The sequence below is a fragment of the Streptosporangium brasiliense genome (assembly GCF_030811595.1).
GTDB classification, from domain to species: Bacteria; Actinomycetota; Actinomycetes; order Streptosporangiales; family Streptosporangiaceae; genus Streptosporangium; species Streptosporangium brasiliense.
Map to the genome: position 1 here is coordinate 7,143,337 of NZ_JAUSRB010000002.1, position 15,969 is coordinate 7,159,305.

At 69.0% G+C, this 15,969-nt stretch carries 15 protein-coding genes and 1 pseudogene; 8 read left to right on the forward strand and 8 right to left on the reverse strand.

The window, feature by feature from the left end; translation table 11 throughout:
* Positions 1–24 precede the first annotated feature (24 nt).
* Positions 25–771: pseudogene (locus J2S55_RS41510) on the reverse strand (IS701 family transposase); the annotation flags it as partial.
* Positions 772–827: 56 nt separating this feature from the next.
* Between J2S55_RS41510 and J2S55_RS48540 the strand changes: the two are divergent.
* Both J2S55_RS48540 and J2S55_RS41515 read left to right on the forward strand, forming a co-directional pair.
* Positions 828–1,100, forward strand: coding sequence for a GNAT family N-acetyltransferase (locus J2S55_RS48540; RefSeq protein ID WP_503167710.1), 273 nt, complete (start codon positions 828–830; stop codon positions 1,098–1,100).
* Positions 1,101–1,114: 14 nt separating this feature from the next.
* A complete protein-coding gene (locus J2S55_RS41515) occupies positions 1,115–1,252 on the forward strand; it encodes a hypothetical protein (RefSeq protein WP_306872631.1) in 138 nt (45 codons plus the stop codon).
* A 437-nt stretch (positions 1,253–1,689) separates the two neighbouring features.
* On the opposite strand, the gene J2S55_RS41520 is transcribed toward J2S55_RS41515, so the two are convergent.
* The 3 genes from J2S55_RS41520 to J2S55_RS41530 form a co-directional block, all read right to left on the reverse strand.
* Positions 1,690–4,482, reverse strand: coding sequence for an AfsR/SARP family transcriptional regulator (locus J2S55_RS41520; protein ID WP_306872633.1), 2,793 nt, complete (start codon positions 4,480–4,482; stop codon positions 1,690–1,692).
* Between the two features lie 522 nt (positions 4,483–5,004).
* Positions 5,005–6,303: an MFS transporter gene (locus tag J2S55_RS41525; RefSeq protein ID WP_306872635.1), complete on the reverse strand. Its 1,299-nt coding sequence runs from the start codon at positions 6,301–6,303 to the stop codon at positions 5,005–5,007.
* Positions 6,304–7,712: 1,409 nt separating this feature from the next.
* Complete coding sequence (locus J2S55_RS41530) at positions 7,713–8,651, reverse strand: LysR family transcriptional regulator (RefSeq protein ID WP_306872637.1); 939 nt, start codon at positions 8,649–8,651, stop codon at positions 7,713–7,715.
* A 116-nt stretch (positions 8,652–8,767) separates the two neighbouring features.
* On the opposite strand from J2S55_RS41530, the gene J2S55_RS41535 reads away from it, so the two are divergent.
* Together J2S55_RS41535 and J2S55_RS41540 are read left to right on the forward strand one after the other, a co-directional pair.
* Positions 8,768–9,685 carry an NAD(P)H-binding protein gene (locus J2S55_RS41535; RefSeq protein WP_306872639.1) on the forward strand — a complete coding sequence of 306 codons (918 nt, stop codon included), beginning with the start codon at positions 8,768–8,770 and terminating at the stop codon, positions 9,683–9,685.
* Positions 9,675–10,040 carry a darcynin family protein gene (locus J2S55_RS41540; RefSeq protein ID WP_306872641.1) on the forward strand — a complete coding sequence of 122 codons (366 nt, stop codon included), beginning with the start codon at positions 9,675–9,677 and terminating at the stop codon, positions 10,038–10,040. The genes J2S55_RS41535 and J2S55_RS41540 overlap by 11 nt, the downstream gene beginning before the upstream one ends.
* Positions 10,041–10,264: 224 nt before the next feature.
* On the opposite strand, the gene J2S55_RS41545 is transcribed toward J2S55_RS41540, so the two are convergent.
* Together J2S55_RS41545 and J2S55_RS41550 are read right to left on the reverse strand one after the other, a co-directional pair.
* Positions 10,265–11,827 carry an FAD-dependent oxidoreductase gene (locus tag J2S55_RS41545; RefSeq protein WP_306872644.1) on the reverse strand — a complete coding sequence of 521 codons (1,563 nt, stop codon included), beginning with the start codon at positions 11,825–11,827 and terminating at the stop codon, positions 10,265–10,267.
* A 109-nt stretch (positions 11,828–11,936) separates the two neighbouring features.
* Entirely contained in the window at positions 11,937–12,953 is a 1,017-nt protein-coding gene (locus J2S55_RS41550; protein ID WP_306872646.1) for a glycoside hydrolase family 113 protein, read from the reverse strand.
* Positions 12,954–13,050: 97 nt separating this feature from the next.
* Between J2S55_RS41550 and J2S55_RS41555 the strand changes: the two genes are divergently transcribed.
* On the forward strand, positions 13,051–13,704 hold the full coding sequence (locus J2S55_RS41555) for a TetR/AcrR family transcriptional regulator (RefSeq protein ID WP_306872648.1): 654 nt from the start codon (positions 13,051–13,053) through the stop codon (positions 13,702–13,704).
* 104 nt (positions 13,705–13,808) lie between these two features.
* Here the strand turns inward: J2S55_RS41555 and J2S55_RS41560 are convergent, their stop codons facing one another.
* On the reverse strand, positions 13,809–14,108 hold the full coding sequence (locus tag J2S55_RS41560; protein ID WP_306872650.1) for a hypothetical protein: 300 nt from the start codon (positions 14,106–14,108) through the stop codon (positions 13,809–13,811).
* Positions 14,109–14,277: 169 nt separating this feature from the next.
* Here J2S55_RS41560 and J2S55_RS41565 point away from each other — a divergent pair, with 169 nt between their 5' ends.
* Positions 14,278–14,466 (forward strand): hypothetical protein, encoded by a 189-nt coding sequence (locus tag J2S55_RS41565; RefSeq protein ID WP_306872652.1) that lies wholly within the window; start codon positions 14,278–14,280, stop codon positions 14,464–14,466.
* Positions 14,467–14,496: 30 nt separating this feature from the next.
* Here the strand turns inward: J2S55_RS41565 and J2S55_RS41570 are convergent, their stop codons facing one another.
* Positions 14,497–14,664 carry a hypothetical protein gene (locus J2S55_RS41570; protein WP_306872655.1) on the reverse strand — a complete coding sequence of 56 codons (168 nt, stop codon included), beginning with the start codon at positions 14,662–14,664 and terminating at the stop codon, positions 14,497–14,499.
* A 598-nt stretch (positions 14,665–15,262) separates the two neighbouring features.
* Here J2S55_RS41570 and J2S55_RS41575 point away from each other — a divergent pair.
* Together J2S55_RS41575 and J2S55_RS41580 are read left to right on the forward strand one after the other, a co-directional pair.
* Positions 15,263–15,424: a hypothetical protein gene (locus J2S55_RS41575; RefSeq protein ID WP_306872657.1), complete on the forward strand. Its 162-nt coding sequence runs from the start codon at positions 15,263–15,265 to the stop codon at positions 15,422–15,424.
* Positions 15,424–15,801 carry a hypothetical protein gene (locus tag J2S55_RS41580; protein WP_306872659.1) on the forward strand — a complete coding sequence of 126 codons (378 nt, stop codon included), beginning with the start codon at positions 15,424–15,426 and terminating at the stop codon, positions 15,799–15,801. The genes J2S55_RS41575 and J2S55_RS41580 overlap by 1 nt, the downstream gene beginning before the upstream one ends.
* Positions 15,802–15,969: the final 168 nt, after the last annotated feature.

Below are 15,969 nucleotides of genomic sequence, written 5' to 3' on the forward strand. Positions count from 1 at the left end.
GTCCTTTGAGGACCCGGTAGAGCGTCAGGCCGCCCCAACCGCTTTTGGGCTGCTCAGGCGTAGCTCGGTGCAGAACAGGTGCGCGGCGGTCACCAAGGTGACGTGCCGGTGCCAGCCGGTCCAGGAACGGCCCTCGAAATGGTCCAGCCCCAGGCCGCACTTCAGCTCGCGGTAATCATGCTCGATCCGCCAGCGAATCTTGGCCAGGGCGACCAGGTCGGCCGGTGCAGTGTCGGCGGGCAGGTTGGACAGCCAGTACGTGACCGGCGCGGACTCGCCGTCGGGCCATTGCGCGATCATCTGGCTGATCGGCAGCGAACCGTCATCGGCCGGGCGGGGTCTGCGGCCGGCTACGCGGACCGGCACGATCACGAACTGCGAGGTCAAGCTGCCCCTGAAGCCGGCCCGCCAGGTCAGCCTCACCGCGGCGGCACGGCCGGCGGCCAGCACGTGCTCACGCAGGCCGACCGGCTTGGTGCGATAACGCGGTCGGGGATGCGGCCCCAGCCCCGAGTAAGTGATCGTCTCGGGCTGGGCGCGCACGTCATGGGCGGTGACCACGCCTTTGACCTGCAGCACATAGGCCAGGCCACGCATCTCCAGGGCGGTGCGCAGATGCGCGTTGTCGCCGTAGGCGGCATCGGCCACCACCACCGGCGGCGCCAGGCCCCACCCCGCGAGCTCGTCGAGCATCTCCACGGCCATCTGCCATTCGGGGCGATGCCGCTCACTGTCGGGGATGGCGCAGCCGGCGCGGCGCGCGCCGATCTGCTCAGCGGTGGACGGACCTCCCGACACCGTACGAACGCCAACACGCGGCCTTCTACCTGGGCCAGATAGTGCCGCGTGGCCGGCGTGATGGCACGATGTACCACTTCGTGGAGACCCGGAACGACGGAGATCTGGTCGCATCGGTCAATGTGCACCGTCACCACGACATGTGGGCGATCGGGTACTGGACTGTGGCAGAGCGAAGGGGCCGCGGCTACGCGGCGGAGGCGGTCCGCGCCTTGGCCACCTGGTCCTTCACCGAATTGGGGGGCAGCGCCTGGAGTGGCGAGCGGAAGCAGGGAATACGGCCTCCTGGGCGGTGGCAATGAAGGTCGGCTCTGTCATGGAGAGGGTCCTGCGTGCGGCGCAGACCAGCGACAACTCGCTGAGGGACACCTGGATCGGCGCTCTCCTGCCCTCCGACCTCGGTCTGCCCTTCGCTGTCCCCTACCACGCCGCGCAGGTAAACGCTCCGGCTTGACAAGTCCAGGCCAGACTGGGGGTGCCGGGCGCGAGGTTGCCTAGGCAGGCAGGCACGACCTTCAGGACCATGAGGTTGTCTACGCCTTACGATCACCCGAGAAGACCGTACCCGCCCCCTCATCATCGCCGACCAGTGCTGCCCTTGGCCAAATGGCCGAGCACGGACCGGTGGCCGCCTCGGCTGCCGATTGCCTCAGCCTGCTGGAATGTTTCCAACACCTTTCCGACCCTCATGATCCGCGTGGCGTCCGCCATGCGCTGGCATCGTTACTGGCCGGTGCCGCAGCTGCCGTGCTCGCCGGCGCACGTTGCTGAAGGCTGGCGGCGGCCCCGGCAGCAAGGAGCAAGAGAGTGAGGTCCTGCTGCGAGCCGCCTGCCTGCAGTTCCCAAGGCGGCCCGCACCCCGCGGGTCGCGGCAGAACCGCGGATCGACGCTCATACGGCCGACGACCGGCGCTGAACGCGGTCGGCGTCCTCAGCACGGTTCTGGGCCTGGTAGAGCCGTAGCGCCTGACGCCACGCGCTACGGGCCTGTTGCCGGTCACCGACCGTGGCGTGGACGTCTCCGAGGTGTTCCAGGGTGTTGGCTTCGTCGAAGGCGTTGCCGATCTCCTGGAGCAACCTGAGAGCTTCGTTGTAGTAGCTCAGGGCCCGGCCGTACTGACCTGTGTGGTGGGCGATGTATCCCAGACTGTCGAGCGTGTTGGCTTCTCCGTCGCGGTGCTGATGACGACGGAACAGAGCCAGGGCGGCTTCGCAGTGGGCGAGACCTTCGGTGTGCAGTCCGAGCCTGCTCGCGTACCAGCCCATGTCGTTGAGCGCGTCGGCTGTCCGCACATGGTCGTCGAGGGCCCGGAAGCGGTGTAGAGCCTGAGAGGTGTGCTCCAGAGCCTGCCGCAGATCCTCCCGCTGCGCCCAGGACATCGCCATGCCTTGATGGATCTGGGCCTGGGCTGCGAGGTCCCCGGTGCGCTGGGCAAGGGGCAGCGCTTGCTGGAAGTGATCCATGGCCAGGCCATGCCGGCCCAGCCGGGCGCAGGCGTGGCCGAGGATCCGGTGAGCCAGCACCTGGGCCTCGAGATCGCCGAGATGGCGAGCGGCTTCCAGTCCCGCCAGCCAGTCGTCGAACTGGTCCTGTATGGTTCCGCGCCGGAAGTGGAAGGTGTCCAGGCTCCAGGCAAGCTGCCACACCGCTTCGTGCCAGTTCTGCTCCGCGGCGAGGTGTCGGACGGCCAGCAGACAGGCGTGTTCGTCGGTGAACCACGTCCAGGCGGCGGTGTGGTCGGCCGGCGGCCCCTGCCACCATCCAGGAGCGGGGGCGCCGAGCTTGATCGGTGCGCGATGCGGCGCGAGAAGCCGCTCGGCGGCGTAGGCGGTGTGCAGGTGGAAATCGACCAACCGCCGAAGCGCGGCCTGCCGAGCGGTCTCGGACTGATCCTCGCGGGCTTGTTCGGCGGCGTAGCGGCGGACCAGGTCGTGCATGCGCCACCGGCACGGAGTGTGCTGATGGATCAGGGACATCCCTTCCAGCTCTCGCAGCGGTCCGCGTACTCGGGCGGGAGGCAGGCCGGTCAGGGCGGCGATGGCGCCGAGGCCGATGTCCGGGCCCGGCGCCAGGCCCAGCAGTCCGAATACCTCGGAGGCCCGCGCCGAAAGGCCGAGGTAGGAGGTGGTGAACACGGCGCGCAGGTTCGTCCGCAGGTCCCCGGTGTCCCACACCTCCAGCCGGCCGGTGACGTCCTGTAGTTCGACGGCGAGTGCGGCCAGCGGCAACTGCGGGCTGAGCACGGCACGGGCCGCGAGGACGGCCAGAGCCAGCGGTAGACCCGCACAACAGGCCAGCAGGTAGGCCACGGCTTCCGGTTCCGCCGCCAACCGCTCGGCGCCGAGTTGGTGGAGGAGCAACTGGTGGGCCTCGGCGTCGTCGAGTGCGTCCAGAGCCACCGGCCGGGTGCCGTTGGCCGCGGTCATGCCGGCCAGCTGATGGCGACTGGTCACCACGACCGTACAGGTGGGGCTGCCGGGTAACAGGAGGGCGGCCTGGTCGGCGTCGCGGACGTTGTCCAGCACGATCAGCATCCGCCGCCCGGCCACCAGACTGCGGTAAAGGCCCACCTGCGCGTCCAGGTCTGTCGGCATCCCCATGGGACCGACGCCGAGTGCCTCCAGGAAGCCGCGCACAGCGGTGGCCGGGGACAGCGGCTGCTCGATCGGATCGAAGCCCCGCAGATTGGCGAACAACTGTCCGTCAGGGAAGCGGTCGATGTTCTCGTGCGCCCAGCGCAGGGCCAGCCACGTCTTCCCGATGCCCCCGATCCCGCCGATGGCGGAGATCACCACCGTGCCCCCTGGCCGACCGGATCCGTCCAATGCTCTGCTGAGCTGCCCGAGTTCGGCTCTTCGGCCGGTGAACCGGGCCGGCGGGGCCGGCAACTGACGCGGCACGATGCCAGGCGCCCCGGACAGTGTGGCCGGTGTGAAGGCAGGCGGTGTCGTCGTGGGGTCGGCGGTCAGGATGCGGCGGTGCAAGTCCTGCAGTGGCGGGCCGGGGTCGGCGCCGAGTTCCTCGACCAGGTGCAGCCGGATTCGCTGGTAGTGCTGCAGGGCCTCGGCCGGCCGGCCGCTGCGGTACAGGGCGAGCATGAGCTGACCGGCCAGTCGCTCATCCAGCGGATGGCGTGCCGCCCGTACCGTCAACGCGGGCACCAATTCGGCATGCCGCCCCGAACGGAGGTGGGCGTCGGTGAGGTCGAGTTCGGCGGCATGCCGCTGTTGGACCAGCCCTTCGCGCAGCGTGTTCAGCCAAGGGGTGTCCAGGTTGGCGAGGGCGTCCCCGCGCCACAGGGTGAGCGCCTGCTCCAGCAGATGTCGGGCGTGGGCGTCGTCGGCGCCTTGGGCTTCTCCGACCCAGCGCTGGAACCTGTGCATATCGACCGTCATGGGATCGACGCTGATCGCATAACCACCGCTCTGCCGTGCGATCCGCGCGCCGTCGACCGCCGCCAGCATCCGCCGCAGGCGGGACAGGTAGCTGTAGAGCGTGTCGCGACCATGCCGAGGCGGGTGATGGCCCCACACCCGCTCCAGGAGCTGATCGATCGACACGCGCCTGCCGGCCTCGACCAGCAGTACCGCCAGTACGCACCGCTGGCGGTGATGCCCGAGTTCCACGCGCCGGCCGTCCACGTGAACCTCCAGGTCACCCAGGAGTCGGAACTCCACCGGCACGCCACACCCCCATCTCTCGATCACCCGTGTGTAACGGTTCCGATCTGCGGATTCAAGGTTATTGGCAAGGATTGTCCAGGGTCGGCCGCGCATCGTCGTCTACGGACCGGGATGCGGTCGTCGTCGGATCCACTCCCCGGACCGAGGTGGCCGACTGTTGCCAACGAAGGAGATCCCATGAAGCGCACATTGCTACGCCTGGCAGCCGCCGTGCTGTTCGCCGTGTCCGCCACGGCCGGTGGGGTGGTCGTCGCGTCGTCCGCGTCGGCCGATCAGGCCCACTGCTGCTGATGCACACACGGTGAAGAGAAGTGCCTTTGAGCGGGCAGCGCAGCGGGCGCCGAAGGTCCTGCCGGCGCCCCGTCAAAGGCACTTCTCACGGTCAGGGACGGGGGCCGGCGGCCGGCGGGAGCACAGAGGCCGCCGACTGCCATGATGGACCGTTCACGAGTACGGCTGAGCTGCGCGGATCCGAGGGGTCGATGATCGCTTCCCGGCCGCGTCGTGATCGTTTCCCAGCGCTTACGCTCCGGATGCGACCGTCGCTCCGTCCGCGTCGGCCTGGGCGGGCTCGACCGGCTCCGCTTGTCTGTCTTCCCCGGGGCCGTCTTGGATCTGCCACACCGATGGAACGAACAGGGCGGTTACGGTGATGAGAGTGGCCAGGACTGCGCCGGCCGCCAGGACGGTGCCACTGCCGAACACCTGCGCCGCTGGTCCGGCGAGGCCCATGCCCAGGGGTGCCGCCGCGAGCGAGCCCAGCGTGACGACGGAACTGGCCCTGGCGATGAGGTGCTCGGGGACGTGGCGCTGGACGGTGGAGGTCTGCAGAACATTGTAGATCACCAACTCCAAGCCGGCCAGGAAAGCGGCCGCCATCAGTAGCCAGAGGGTGGCGGGTACAGCCAGGAGGGCCGGCAGTGGCGTTATCAGCAGAAACACGGCCAAAGTCGCACCCACGGGACGGGAAGGCTTCCAGCGAGCAGCGACGAAGCCGCCGCTGAGCCCTCCAAGGGCGTACGCGATGCCGATGGCGGACCAGGCCGGCGCCCCACCGAGATGCTCGTCTGCCACATACGGGCCGAGTACCAGGAACGGCGCGACCACGATCAGGTTGGTCAACGCCACATGGATGACCGACGTCAACAGCCATGATCGCCTGGTGACTTCCGCCAGACCTCCCTTGATGCCGGCCAGCAGCCCTGTGCTCGCTGCCGGTCGCTGCACGGCCAGCGCGCGAGGAAGGCGAGAGAGAAAGACCGCACTCACCAGGAATGTGGCCGCATCGATCAGAATCGCCCACCCAGGGCCTATGGTTGCCACCAGCGCTCCGGCCACGCTGAGCGCCAGCATCGAGGTGATGCTGCGCGACATCGACAACAACGAGTTGGCTTCCTGCACCCGCTCCTTGCCTACGAGCGAGACCACCAGACCGACAGAGGCGGGGTTGAAGAGAGCGGATCCCATGCCCGCGATGAGTTGCAGGACCACGATCATCCAGATGCGGGCCGTCCCGCTGAGAAGAAGTGCCGCGGTGGCTCCCTGCGCGAGGAAGCGCATCAGGTCGGCGACCAGCATGACGTTGCGCCGGGAGAAGCGGTCGCCGAGGGCGCCGCCGAGGAGGCTCAGCGCGATAATGGGGATCCGGGTGCTCAGGACGACAATGCCGAGGTCGGCGGGTGATCCGGTGAGGTGCAGGACAGCGAACGCGATCGCCAAGGGAGTCAGTGCGTCCCCGAACGTCGAGGCGGTATGTCCGAAGTAGTAGCGGCGGAAGTCCCTGACGGTCAGGGGGGCGATCGCCTCTCGGATCGCTCTCACAGGCCACCACCGCTGTTCACAGCGGTGAGCGGGATGAACTGCGGGGGGCCGGAGGCGATATCGGCCCATCGGAGCCTCAGGCATGGGCAACTTGAATGCAATGGGCCAAGGTCACGCAAGGGGGCACCTCTCTGGACGGAATGCACTGATCCGAGCTCACGTCTGACGCCGGGGAGCTGCAGGCGCTCGGCGGTGATCGACTTTTGTGGTCAGGTCACCCTGGCAGAGTCGACTGACATTTCCGCAAGGGGTTCGCGGCCCACCTGAGAGGGTCCCGGCAGTAATCGCCGAAAACCCAACGGATATCGCTGACCAGCGTCGATGTGGAGCACCCAGGCGAGGTCAGCGGCACCCCCGGCCCGGCCTGCCGCATCTACCCATCGACACACCAGCCCTGCGTTGCCCTCCCATAAGAGCAGGACAAGGGCATATTCGTTGGATTTTCCGCTTTTACCGACACCCCAGCTCGATACTCGCCGAGCACCCCTCCGATGAGCACCAGACGCCCTTCAGGACGTAGCAGGCCAATCCACCGGCGTACGGCCTTTTTTGTAGAGGGGAGTCTTTAGTCCATTGTAAATGATCTTGAGCACCGACCGGGCGCCTTTACAATGTAGATCAATAACTTTGGGACATCACCGCTCATGTGACCAGACGCTTGAAGCCCGCCCACGGAAACCAACGACACGTCGGCACACCGTGTCCCTGCCGAGGTCCCTACCGAGCGACCGGGCGCTCCCCCAAGCACCTCTCGAACCGACGCCCTCGACGCCCCTCCCCCACCGAGGCCGATACCAGGACCGCCATCCTGCGGGCATCGGCACGGCGACTCCCCTGACTGCCGCTCCCCTGGCCGCCGACCGCTTTCCCCACGCCCAATGCGCCAGGGTCAACCTCAAAGGGCACGCTGCACCAAGCGCATCTTCACCGGCATCGGTGCCGAGCGCTGTCACATGCATCACCCGGGTGCGGCGGACGACGACACGGACGGGTAACCGGCGAAGGCCGCTCCACCGCATGTGGCGGACCAGGACGTCGGTGATGGTCTCCAGTGCGGTCCGGATCGCCAGGTGCTCCCCCACCGGTCAGCGCCGGGGTGGGGGCGTCCATCTCCTCGAAGCGAGGCATGGTGAAGCCCTTGGGATGCTTGCCTGATCCTCCACATCACGCTGGACAGCGCGGAGGCGATGTGTGCCCTGCAGGCGGAGGGCTGGAAGGTCGAGCCCCAGGACCAGGCCGATCTGGCGCCAGCTGCCTGAACCCTGGTACCGGATCGGCTCCGAGCGGTAGTGGCAGCCGGCCTGGGTGGTCGAAGTCGTCTGCCGCGGCTTCGACCACCCAGGCTTCTGGCCACGGTCGGGTCCGGGCCTGTGTCCGGGCGCCCGGGTATGCGTGGACCCGACCGTGGGCTATTCCTCCCGGGCCGGACGGAGTACCCGGCGCACGGCGCCACGCAGCCACTGATGGGCCCCGTCGGCGGTGTGGCGCGGGTGCCAGGCCATGCCGATCGTCAGTGGTGGCAGCGGCAGCGGGATTTCCAGCAGGCGTAGTCCCAGCGCGTGCGCCGCGTCGCTGAGTGGTGAAGGGGGCTCGCCCGGCAGCGCGGTCGGCACCAGGCAGACCACGTCGCCGACTGCGGCCAGCGCCATCGCCGCCAGATGTCCGGGCAGAACGGCGCTGACCCGCCGGCTGAGCCCTTGCTCGGCCAAGACCGCGTCCAGCGGGCCGGTGAAGCGCCCCCGGCGGCTGACCGCCACATGCTCGGCCGCGGCCAGCCTGGCGGGCGTCAGGGTTCCTTCGGCGAGCGGGTGCCTGGCCCTGACGCCGGCCGCCATCCGCAGCGTGACCAGCTCTTCGACCCGGGTCTCCGGGTCGACGTGGTCGATGGCCCCGATCTCCAGATCGATCCGGCCCTCGCGCAGCGCGGGGCCCGCCTCCCACTCCTCGGCCAGCACCCGCAGCGAGACGCCCGGCGCCCGGCGCCGGGCCAGCCCGAGCAGACCCGGCGCCAGCGCCGCGCCGACCAGGTCCGAGGCCTGGACGGTGAAGGCGCGCCGCAGCGCGGCGGGGTCGATCCCGCCGCTCGGGGTGAGCAATGCCTCCAGCCGGCGCACCACCGCGGCGGCCTCGTCCCGCAGCGTCTCGGCGCGGGGTGTGGGCACCATCGCCTGTCCTGCCCGCACCAGCAGCGGGTCCTGGAGCACCCGGCGCAGCCGGGCCAGGGTGCGGCTCATCGCCGCGGGTGACGTGTTCAGCCGCGCGGCGGCACGGGTGACGCTCTGCTCGGCCAGCAGGGCGTCAAGGGCGACGGCGAGGTTGGCGTCGAGGTTCGCGGCTGGGCTGCTCACGGGCATCATTCCATTTCAGGCAATAATTGCATGCTGAAGTTCCCATTGTGGCAATGCGGGCCGGATCTACACGATGAAGGGGCTGTACCGATCCGACACAGACCGCGAGGTTTTTCATGATTGTCATCACCGCCCCCACCGGGAACATCGGCCGGCGGCTGCTGTCTCTGCTGGTCGAGGCCGCGCCCGCACGCGGAGAGGAGTTGCGCGTCGTGGTCCGCGATCCCGCCCGGCTCCCCGAGGCCGTACGCGGACGGGTCGAGGTCATCGCCGGCTCGCACGGCGACGCCGCGACCGTCGAGCGCGCCTTCACCGGGGCCGACGCCGTTTTCTGGCTGGTGCCGCCGGACGCCTCGACCACACCCGAGGAGGCGTTCAGCGGCTTCACCCGCCCGGCCGCGCGGGCGTTCGCCGCCCACGGAGTCGGCCATGTCGTCGGCGTCTCGGCGCTCGGCCGCGGCACCCCGCAGGCCGCCCAGGCCGGGCTGGTCACCGCCTCCCTGGCCATGGACGACCTGATCGCCGGCTCCGGCGTCGCCTACCGCGCCCTGGCCAGCCCGTCCTTCTTCGAGAACCTACTGGAGGAGGCCGACTCGATCCGCGAGAACGGCGTCTTCACCGACACCGTCGCCGCGGACCGTCCGGCCCCGCTGGTGGCCGTCGTCGACATCGCCGCGACGGCGGCCGGGCTGCTGCTGGACCGCTCCTGGACCGGCGTCGGCAGTGTTCCGGTGCTCGGCCCGCAGGACCTGTCGCCCAACGACCTGGCCCGCATCATGACCGAGGAGCTGGGCCGTCCGGTCCGCTACCAGCGCCAGCCACTCGACGAACTGCGGTCCACCCTGCTCGGCTACGGCCTCAACGAGGCGTTCGTCGAGGGCGTCGTCGACATGAAGCGCGCCAAGGACCAGGGCCTGGACTCGGGCGTCGACCGCTCGCCACAGGCGGGCCCGGCCACCGGATTCGCGCAGTGGTGCGCGCAGACTCTCAAGCCCGCCGTCCTCGCCACACCGGAGGCAGTCGATGCCCACTGACCGGACCGAGCCACCGGTCACCGCGTTCATGCTGGTCAAGACCACGCCCGAGTGGCTCGCGATGACCGTGGCCGAACGCGTCCAGGCCTTCACCACCCAAGTCGTCCCGGTGATCCAGGCCCGCACCCGCGGCGTCCGCTCCCGCTTCTACGACACGGAGTTCTACTCGGCGCGGGTCACCGACATCTGGGTCTGGGAGGCGGACGACCACGACGCCTACCGGCTGCTGATCGACGCTCTGCGCGAAACCCCCTTCTGGGACCGCTACTTCGACGTCGTGGACCTGCTCGTGGGCACCGAGAACGGCTACGCCCGCACCTACGACCTGGAGCCGGTGGCCACCCTCACCACCTGACGCTCTTCCCCGACCGGCCGCTGCGGCCCGCGCAACTGCGTGACCTGGGGCTGACGCCCTGACACGCCCTGTGCCGCTACAGGGAGGAGACGTGGGCGGTAGTGGCCCACGCACGGCGCGGACCACTACCGGGCTCACGGCTGGGTCCGTGTGAGCAGGAAGATGTGAGCAGGAAGATAGGTGTTGGACCGCCCACGTATATACGTGAGTCAACGCTCACGACTTTAGGTGTGGGCGGGTTTGATGACTCCGAACCACCGCTGCAAGGCTGCCCGGAGTGTTTCGATCTCCGCGGGATTGGGTCGGGGCGATGCAGATGCCCAGGCCACATAGCCGTCCGGTCGAAGGAGCAGGGCGGTGGGTGTGGGGATGTGGGAGCGCGCCGTGACGATATCGACCTGGTCGTGCCGCAGGGCGAGTGTCTCTGCCAGCGATGCCTCTTCGGTCAGGTCGAGCAGCAGAGGGCGTGCGTTTCTGGTCAGCTCGGCCAGCCGGACCGGTCCGGTCGGGGTATGGAGGTTCATGTCGGGGGCGAACCGACCGGTCAGCGGGTGCGCCTCGTCTTCGCCCATGTCGTAGCGGACGTCGGCGCCGGCGAGAAGGCCGGCGAGGCGCTGTACGGTGCTTTGGTCGCGGAGCAGTTCGGTGAACACCTTGCGCAGTCCGGTCACATCGCTGCCGGGGGCTATCAAGGCAGATTGCGCCTGCGCGTTCAGCACCATGCGCTGGGCGGCCGATCGCCGCTCTGTCTCGTAGGTGTCCAGCAGCCCGGGCGGGGCGCTTCCCCGAATCTCGGCGGCGAGTTTCCAGCCGAGATTGACCGCGTCCTGCAGGCCGAGGTTGAGCCCTGGACCGCCTCCTGTGGCGGAATACACGTGCGCGGCGTCACCGATCAGGAACACCCGGCCGTCGGCGAACCGTTCAGCGATTCGGGTGTTGCCGCCGGTCAGCCGACGCAGCACGTGCGGCCCCGCGCCGTCGGGCGGATCGAGCGGCACGTCGACGCCGAGCACACGGCGGATGCTCGCTCGCAGCTCCTCCAGGCTCATGGGAGCGTCGGTCGCGGGCCTGTCCCACTCGGTGGTACTGATCAGCGGTGGGTTGCCAGGCAGCGGCGCGTAGGAGAACCCGCCGTGTTCGGTGCGGTGGGGCAGGAACGGAAAAACGGCGCCATGGCCGGGCACGTTCAGTGCACCGGTCGCGGGATCAACCCATTCCACAGGGACCGTCGCATGCGCTGAGCAGACGGTCATCCGGTCGTAGGTGATGCCGGGGAATGTGATGCCGGAGAGCTTGCGCGTGGTGCTGTGAGCTCCATCCGCACCGATGAGATACCGGGCCCGCAATTGGTAGGCCTCGCCCGGACTCGCGACGTCGATGGTCACCGCGTCATCGTCCTGCGACAGGCCGACGACCTCGTGTCCCCGGCGGATCTCCACGCCCAGTTCGACAGCGCGCTCCTGCAGGACCTGCACGATGCGTCGCTGCGGCACCGGCAGAGCATAGACGGGACTGTCCTGCAGCAGGCTCAGGTCCAGGCCCATCGCGCCGAACATGAAGTATCCGGAGTTCGGCTGCGGAGGTTGTGGGCTACCGCTGAGACGTTCGTGCAGTCCCCGGTGGTCGAGCATTTTCACGACTTGGCCGAGCAATCCGTTCGCTTTCGGTTCTTCGCTGGGCTCGATCAGCCGTTCCAGCACGACTGGCCGGACCCCTGCCAGGCTCAGTTCGCAGGCCAGCATCAGCCCGTTCGGGCCGCCGCCGGCGATGACGACATCTGTGATCACGTTTCTCCTTGGTCTGTACGGAAATGGGCGGGACGGGGTGGAGCGCTGAGGCGCAGTGTCGTGGGCGATGCCGGTGCGGCTCGCTCCGGGCTGCGGATTTGAGACGTGGTCAGCCGCTGTAGTACTCGGCGAGGGTGGTGAAGGCGGCCTTGGGTTCCCAGGGCATGTCGGGATAGGTGGCTCCGAGCCGGTCCTCGTAGACCTTGACGATGCCGTAACCAGCCAGGTCCAGGTCGTCGCGGGGATCGCCGTCAGGCCGGTGCACATGGTCGTACAGCGCGAAGGTGAACACGAACGTGCTGTCGACGCCGCCGGCGTCGAATGCCTCCAGCAGCTCACGCACATAGGTGGCCTGACCGACCTCGTCCCGGGCATAGTTACCGTTCAACCGGACAGGCCCGTTCTCGTCGTACTCGACGATCTCCAGGCCGAGAGCGCCCCGCTCGCCGGCGCCCTGGTAGCCGTCTGCGCCGAACTCGGTGATCGCGACCGGCTTTCCCTGCGCGACCAGGCCACGGACGCCGTCGGCGAAACGGTCGGCGATCTCGGCCGACCGATAGAGATCCATGGACACGATGTCGAAGAGTGCCCAGTCGACCCGCTCAAGCGGCACGGAAGCGTAGGTCGTCTTGCCACCGAAGCGCTCGCGGACCAGTTGCACGGCCGTGCCAAGGAAGTCGTTGACACGTGCGCTGACCTCGCCAATCTGCTCCCGCACGCGATCTGGCCGGCTCAGCGACGCGACCCGCTCGTCAATGCTGTCACCGGGCAGGAACCCAGGACTCATCAGGCTCAGCTCGGCGCCGACGACGAACACCACCTCAGCTCCACCCCGCCTCAACCGCTCCGCGCGTTCGGCGCAGTCCGCGAACAACGACAGCATCTCTTCGGCGGTCAGTTCGATGGGGTAGGGGGAGAACCAGACCTCCAGGCCCAGGTCGGCGGCGTGCGCCGCCGCCAGCTCAATCCGTTCCGGGTCACCGCCCATGACACGGACCGCGGTGCAGTGCAGGTCATCGCGGATGATGCGCAGCTCGCGCTCGACCATGTCCGGGTCGAAGCGCTTGCGGGAGTTCGCTCCGTTCTTGACGAAGCCGGTGTCGTAGCTGATGCCTTTGGCCCTCATCGTTCTGGTCCTTCCTGACGGGGGTGAGGACGCCAGGCTAGGCACAAATATGCGTGTGCGCAAATTTGCGTGCACGCATCTAGGCTATGCTGAGACGGTGACGACGAGACGGACGGGGCTGCGCGAGCAGAAGAAGCAGGCCACCCGAGAGGCATTGCGCGCGGCGGCCCTGCGGCTGGCCCTTGAGCGTGGACCGGACAACGTGCGCGTCGATGACATCGCCGAGGCCGCCGGCGTCTCACCGAGGACGTACAACAACTACTTCTCCAGCCGCGAACAGGCGATCGTCGCCGCCGTCACCAGCGAACGAGAGGCACGGGTCGCGGCGGCGGTGGCCGACCGGCCCGACGGCGTCGGCCTCGCCGACGCCGTCATCGAGGCCATCGTGGATCAGTACACCGCCTCGGACGCACCCGGCCGGGACGCGCTACTGCTGATCACCACCCGCCCCGCGCTGCGCGACGCATTCATTGACACCACCACCGCGATCGAACATCCCCTCACCGAGGCCATCGCCGAGCGTCTCGGCGATGGCGACCCGCATACCGCACGGGTGCTCGCGGCGAGCGTGGCCGCCGCAGTCCGCGTGGCGCTCGAGCAGTGGCTGCAGACGACTGCCTCGTCCTCCACGGCCAGCGGGCTCGTCGTGCCGTCCGGCTCGCTACCGAACCTCCTGCACACCACGCTCGCACCCCTCAAACCCGCACTCGACGCCGCAGAGCAACGAGCACTCCGCCACCGGCATCAGTGAACTCCCGCCTCAAGAAACGGCGCCCCGGCATCTGCCGGTGAATTGTCGCTGGCGCGTAGGAACCCGCCGAACATCACCCACCAGACCGTCCCCGCTCTCGGCGACTACAACGCCGGATGCGGCGCAAGCCCGCCCGGCGCGATGACCGCGCCATCCCGGCCGCCCGGCTGGACAAGCTGTTCACCGACCCCGCGCACGCCCTGCGGGAACGGGTGCCACGGGTGCTGTGGAGGCTCCTGTACGACACGGCGGCCCGCGCCGAGGAAATCCTCAGCCTCAACGTCGAGGACCTCGCCCTGGAATTCCGCCGCGCCCGGGTCGTCTCCAAGGGCGGCGCCATCGAGTACGTGCACTGGGCCACCGCCACCGCCCGGCTGCTGCCCCGCCTGCTGGCCGGCCGCCATGCCGGGCCGGTGTTCCTGGCCGACCGGCGCGCTCCCACTTCTGGATCTCGCGCGCCCGCGCGCGGTGACATCTGCCCGATCACCGGGCGGGGGGCGGCTGTCCTACCCGTGTGCCGAGTACCTGTTCAAAACCGCCTCCGCCGAACTGGACCCGCACCGGCATGGATGGATGTTGCACCAACTCCGGCACAGCGCGCTGCAGCATCTCGCGCAGGCCGGACGGATCGCCCCGGAGTTGCAGGCCAAGAGCCGCCACCAGCACCTGGCCAGCCTCGGCCGGTACGTCCGCCTGGGCGAGGAGACCTCCGCACGCATCACCGCCGAAGCCGACCCCGCCCAGCGCCGCCGTCCCCGCTGACCTCCACCCCACGCGCTGGAGCGAACGCGGTCAGGAGGACTCCCGCACCAGCAGCACCTGATCACCGTCAGCGTCAGGCTCGACGCGGTACCCGGCCTTGCGCAGCACCGTCCGGATGACCTCAGCGTCCCTGTCCCGCGCCGTCCACAACGGGCGACCGCCCGCGCCGTACCCGGACTCCGGCTTGTCGTCGCTCATGGTCAACACCGTAAGCGAATCGAGACCTTAGCCATAGGGGTCCGTATCAATCCAGGTCAGAGGCTGCTTCGTTGGAAATTTCTGCTTTGCTACCGGGATCCCGAGAGGTGGGACGGACAGCGGGAGTCAGTCGGATGTGACGGTCAACTCGCCCGGGCCGGTCTCATAAATGACCCTTTCCGGGAGGAAAAACAGCAGCGGGCGCCGGGGACGGCCGGACCACCCGATCCGTTCTCAGAACCCGTTCTCACTCGAACGGTGGCGGATCCCTGTCCGGGAATGGTCTGTGAGAAGCCACGGGGCATGACGGACCCGCAGCACACCTCCGGTAGCGGCGCCGGCCATCCCTGGCGGCCCGGCACCCCGCCGCCGGCCGTACCCGAGACCGGCGCCCTGGGCGCGGACTCGGCATCGGGTACGCCAGGTGCAGCCATCTCACCCAGGAGCTGCAGCCGCAGTTCGATGCGCTCAGCGCGCACGGCATCCCCCGCGACAAGATCTCCTCTGAGAAGATCAGCACCCGTATCGGGTCCGTCCTCGGTTCGAGGCCGCCCTCGCCCTCGCGTGCGAGATCAAGGGCCACGCCCCGCACTGCCGCGTGCTGTTCACCGTCCACGCAACGAAGCGGCTGGGACGCGACGCCGCCGAGCTCACCGCGCTGGCGGACCGCCTCACCGCGCATGGCCTGGTCCTGGAGACGCTGACCGGTCCGCTGCCCGGCATCGGCTGGAGACGGTCAACGACCTGGACCGCGACCTGATGACCTGGTGGAAGGTTCTGCGCGAGCGCCCTACCGAGCTGGCCCGCGTGTGCGCTCTGACTCCGCATTCGCGCGCCGAGCAGGTCATCGCCGCCTACGGCCGCCACCGCAAGAGCAACTCGTACGTTGACCCGCGCCGTACCTGGGCAACACCCGCGAGCGGAACTACCGCCATGAGATGGGCGGCGCGGCGGCGCGCCGAGGACCTCGCCGAAGCTCTGCACGCCTGCCGCGCCACCGTCGTCATCTCCGGATACGGCAGCCCGCTGTACGACGAGGGCTGTACCGCGGCTGGCACGATCGGCGGCGCCGCGGCCCAGCCGCTCCGTCTCGTACACGGTGAAGATGACGCGGCAGCGCGGGGGCCTTGGCCTTGATCTGCCGGGCGGGCGAGCGCAGCCTCGAACTGGGGCCGTACGTGCACCCGAGCACTGATCTTCTCGGAGAACACTTTGTCGCGCGGGATGCCGTGCCAGGCTCGGCCCGGCAGCGGGGGCAGCGGAAGTGGGGGCCCGTTCCCGAAGTGCACCCGTTACTGAAACGGG

Coding starts and splice junctions, on each gene's coding strand:
- J2S55_RS41515 (WP_306872631.1), top strand. CDS start 1,115: ATGGAGAGGGTCCTGCGTGCGGCGCAGACCAGCGACAACTCGCTGAGG.
- J2S55_RS41535 (WP_306872639.1), top strand. CDS start 8,768: ATGATTGTCATCACCGCCCCCACCGGGAACATCGGCCGGCGGCTGCTG.
- J2S55_RS41540 (WP_306872641.1), top strand. CDS start 9,675: ATGCCCACTGACCGGACCGAGCCACCGGTCACCGCGTTCATGCTGGTC.
- J2S55_RS41550 (WP_306872646.1), bottom strand. CDS start 12,953: ATGAGGGCCAAAGGCATCAGCTACGACACCGGCTTCGTCAAGAACGGA.
- J2S55_RS41560 (WP_306872650.1), bottom strand. CDS start 14,108: ATGGCGGCCGGCCAGCAGGCGGGGCAGCAGCCGGGCGGTGGCGGTGGC.
- J2S55_RS41565 (WP_306872652.1), top strand. CDS start 14,278: ATGTTGCACCAACTCCGGCACAGCGCGCTGCAGCATCTCGCGCAGGCC.
- J2S55_RS41570 (WP_306872655.1), bottom strand. CDS start 14,664: ATGAGCGACGACAAGCCGGAGTCCGGGTACGGCGCGGGCGGTCGCCCG.
- J2S55_RS41580 (WP_306872659.1), top strand. CDS start 15,424: ATGACCTGGTGGAAGGTTCTGCGCGAGCGCCCTACCGAGCTGGCCCGC.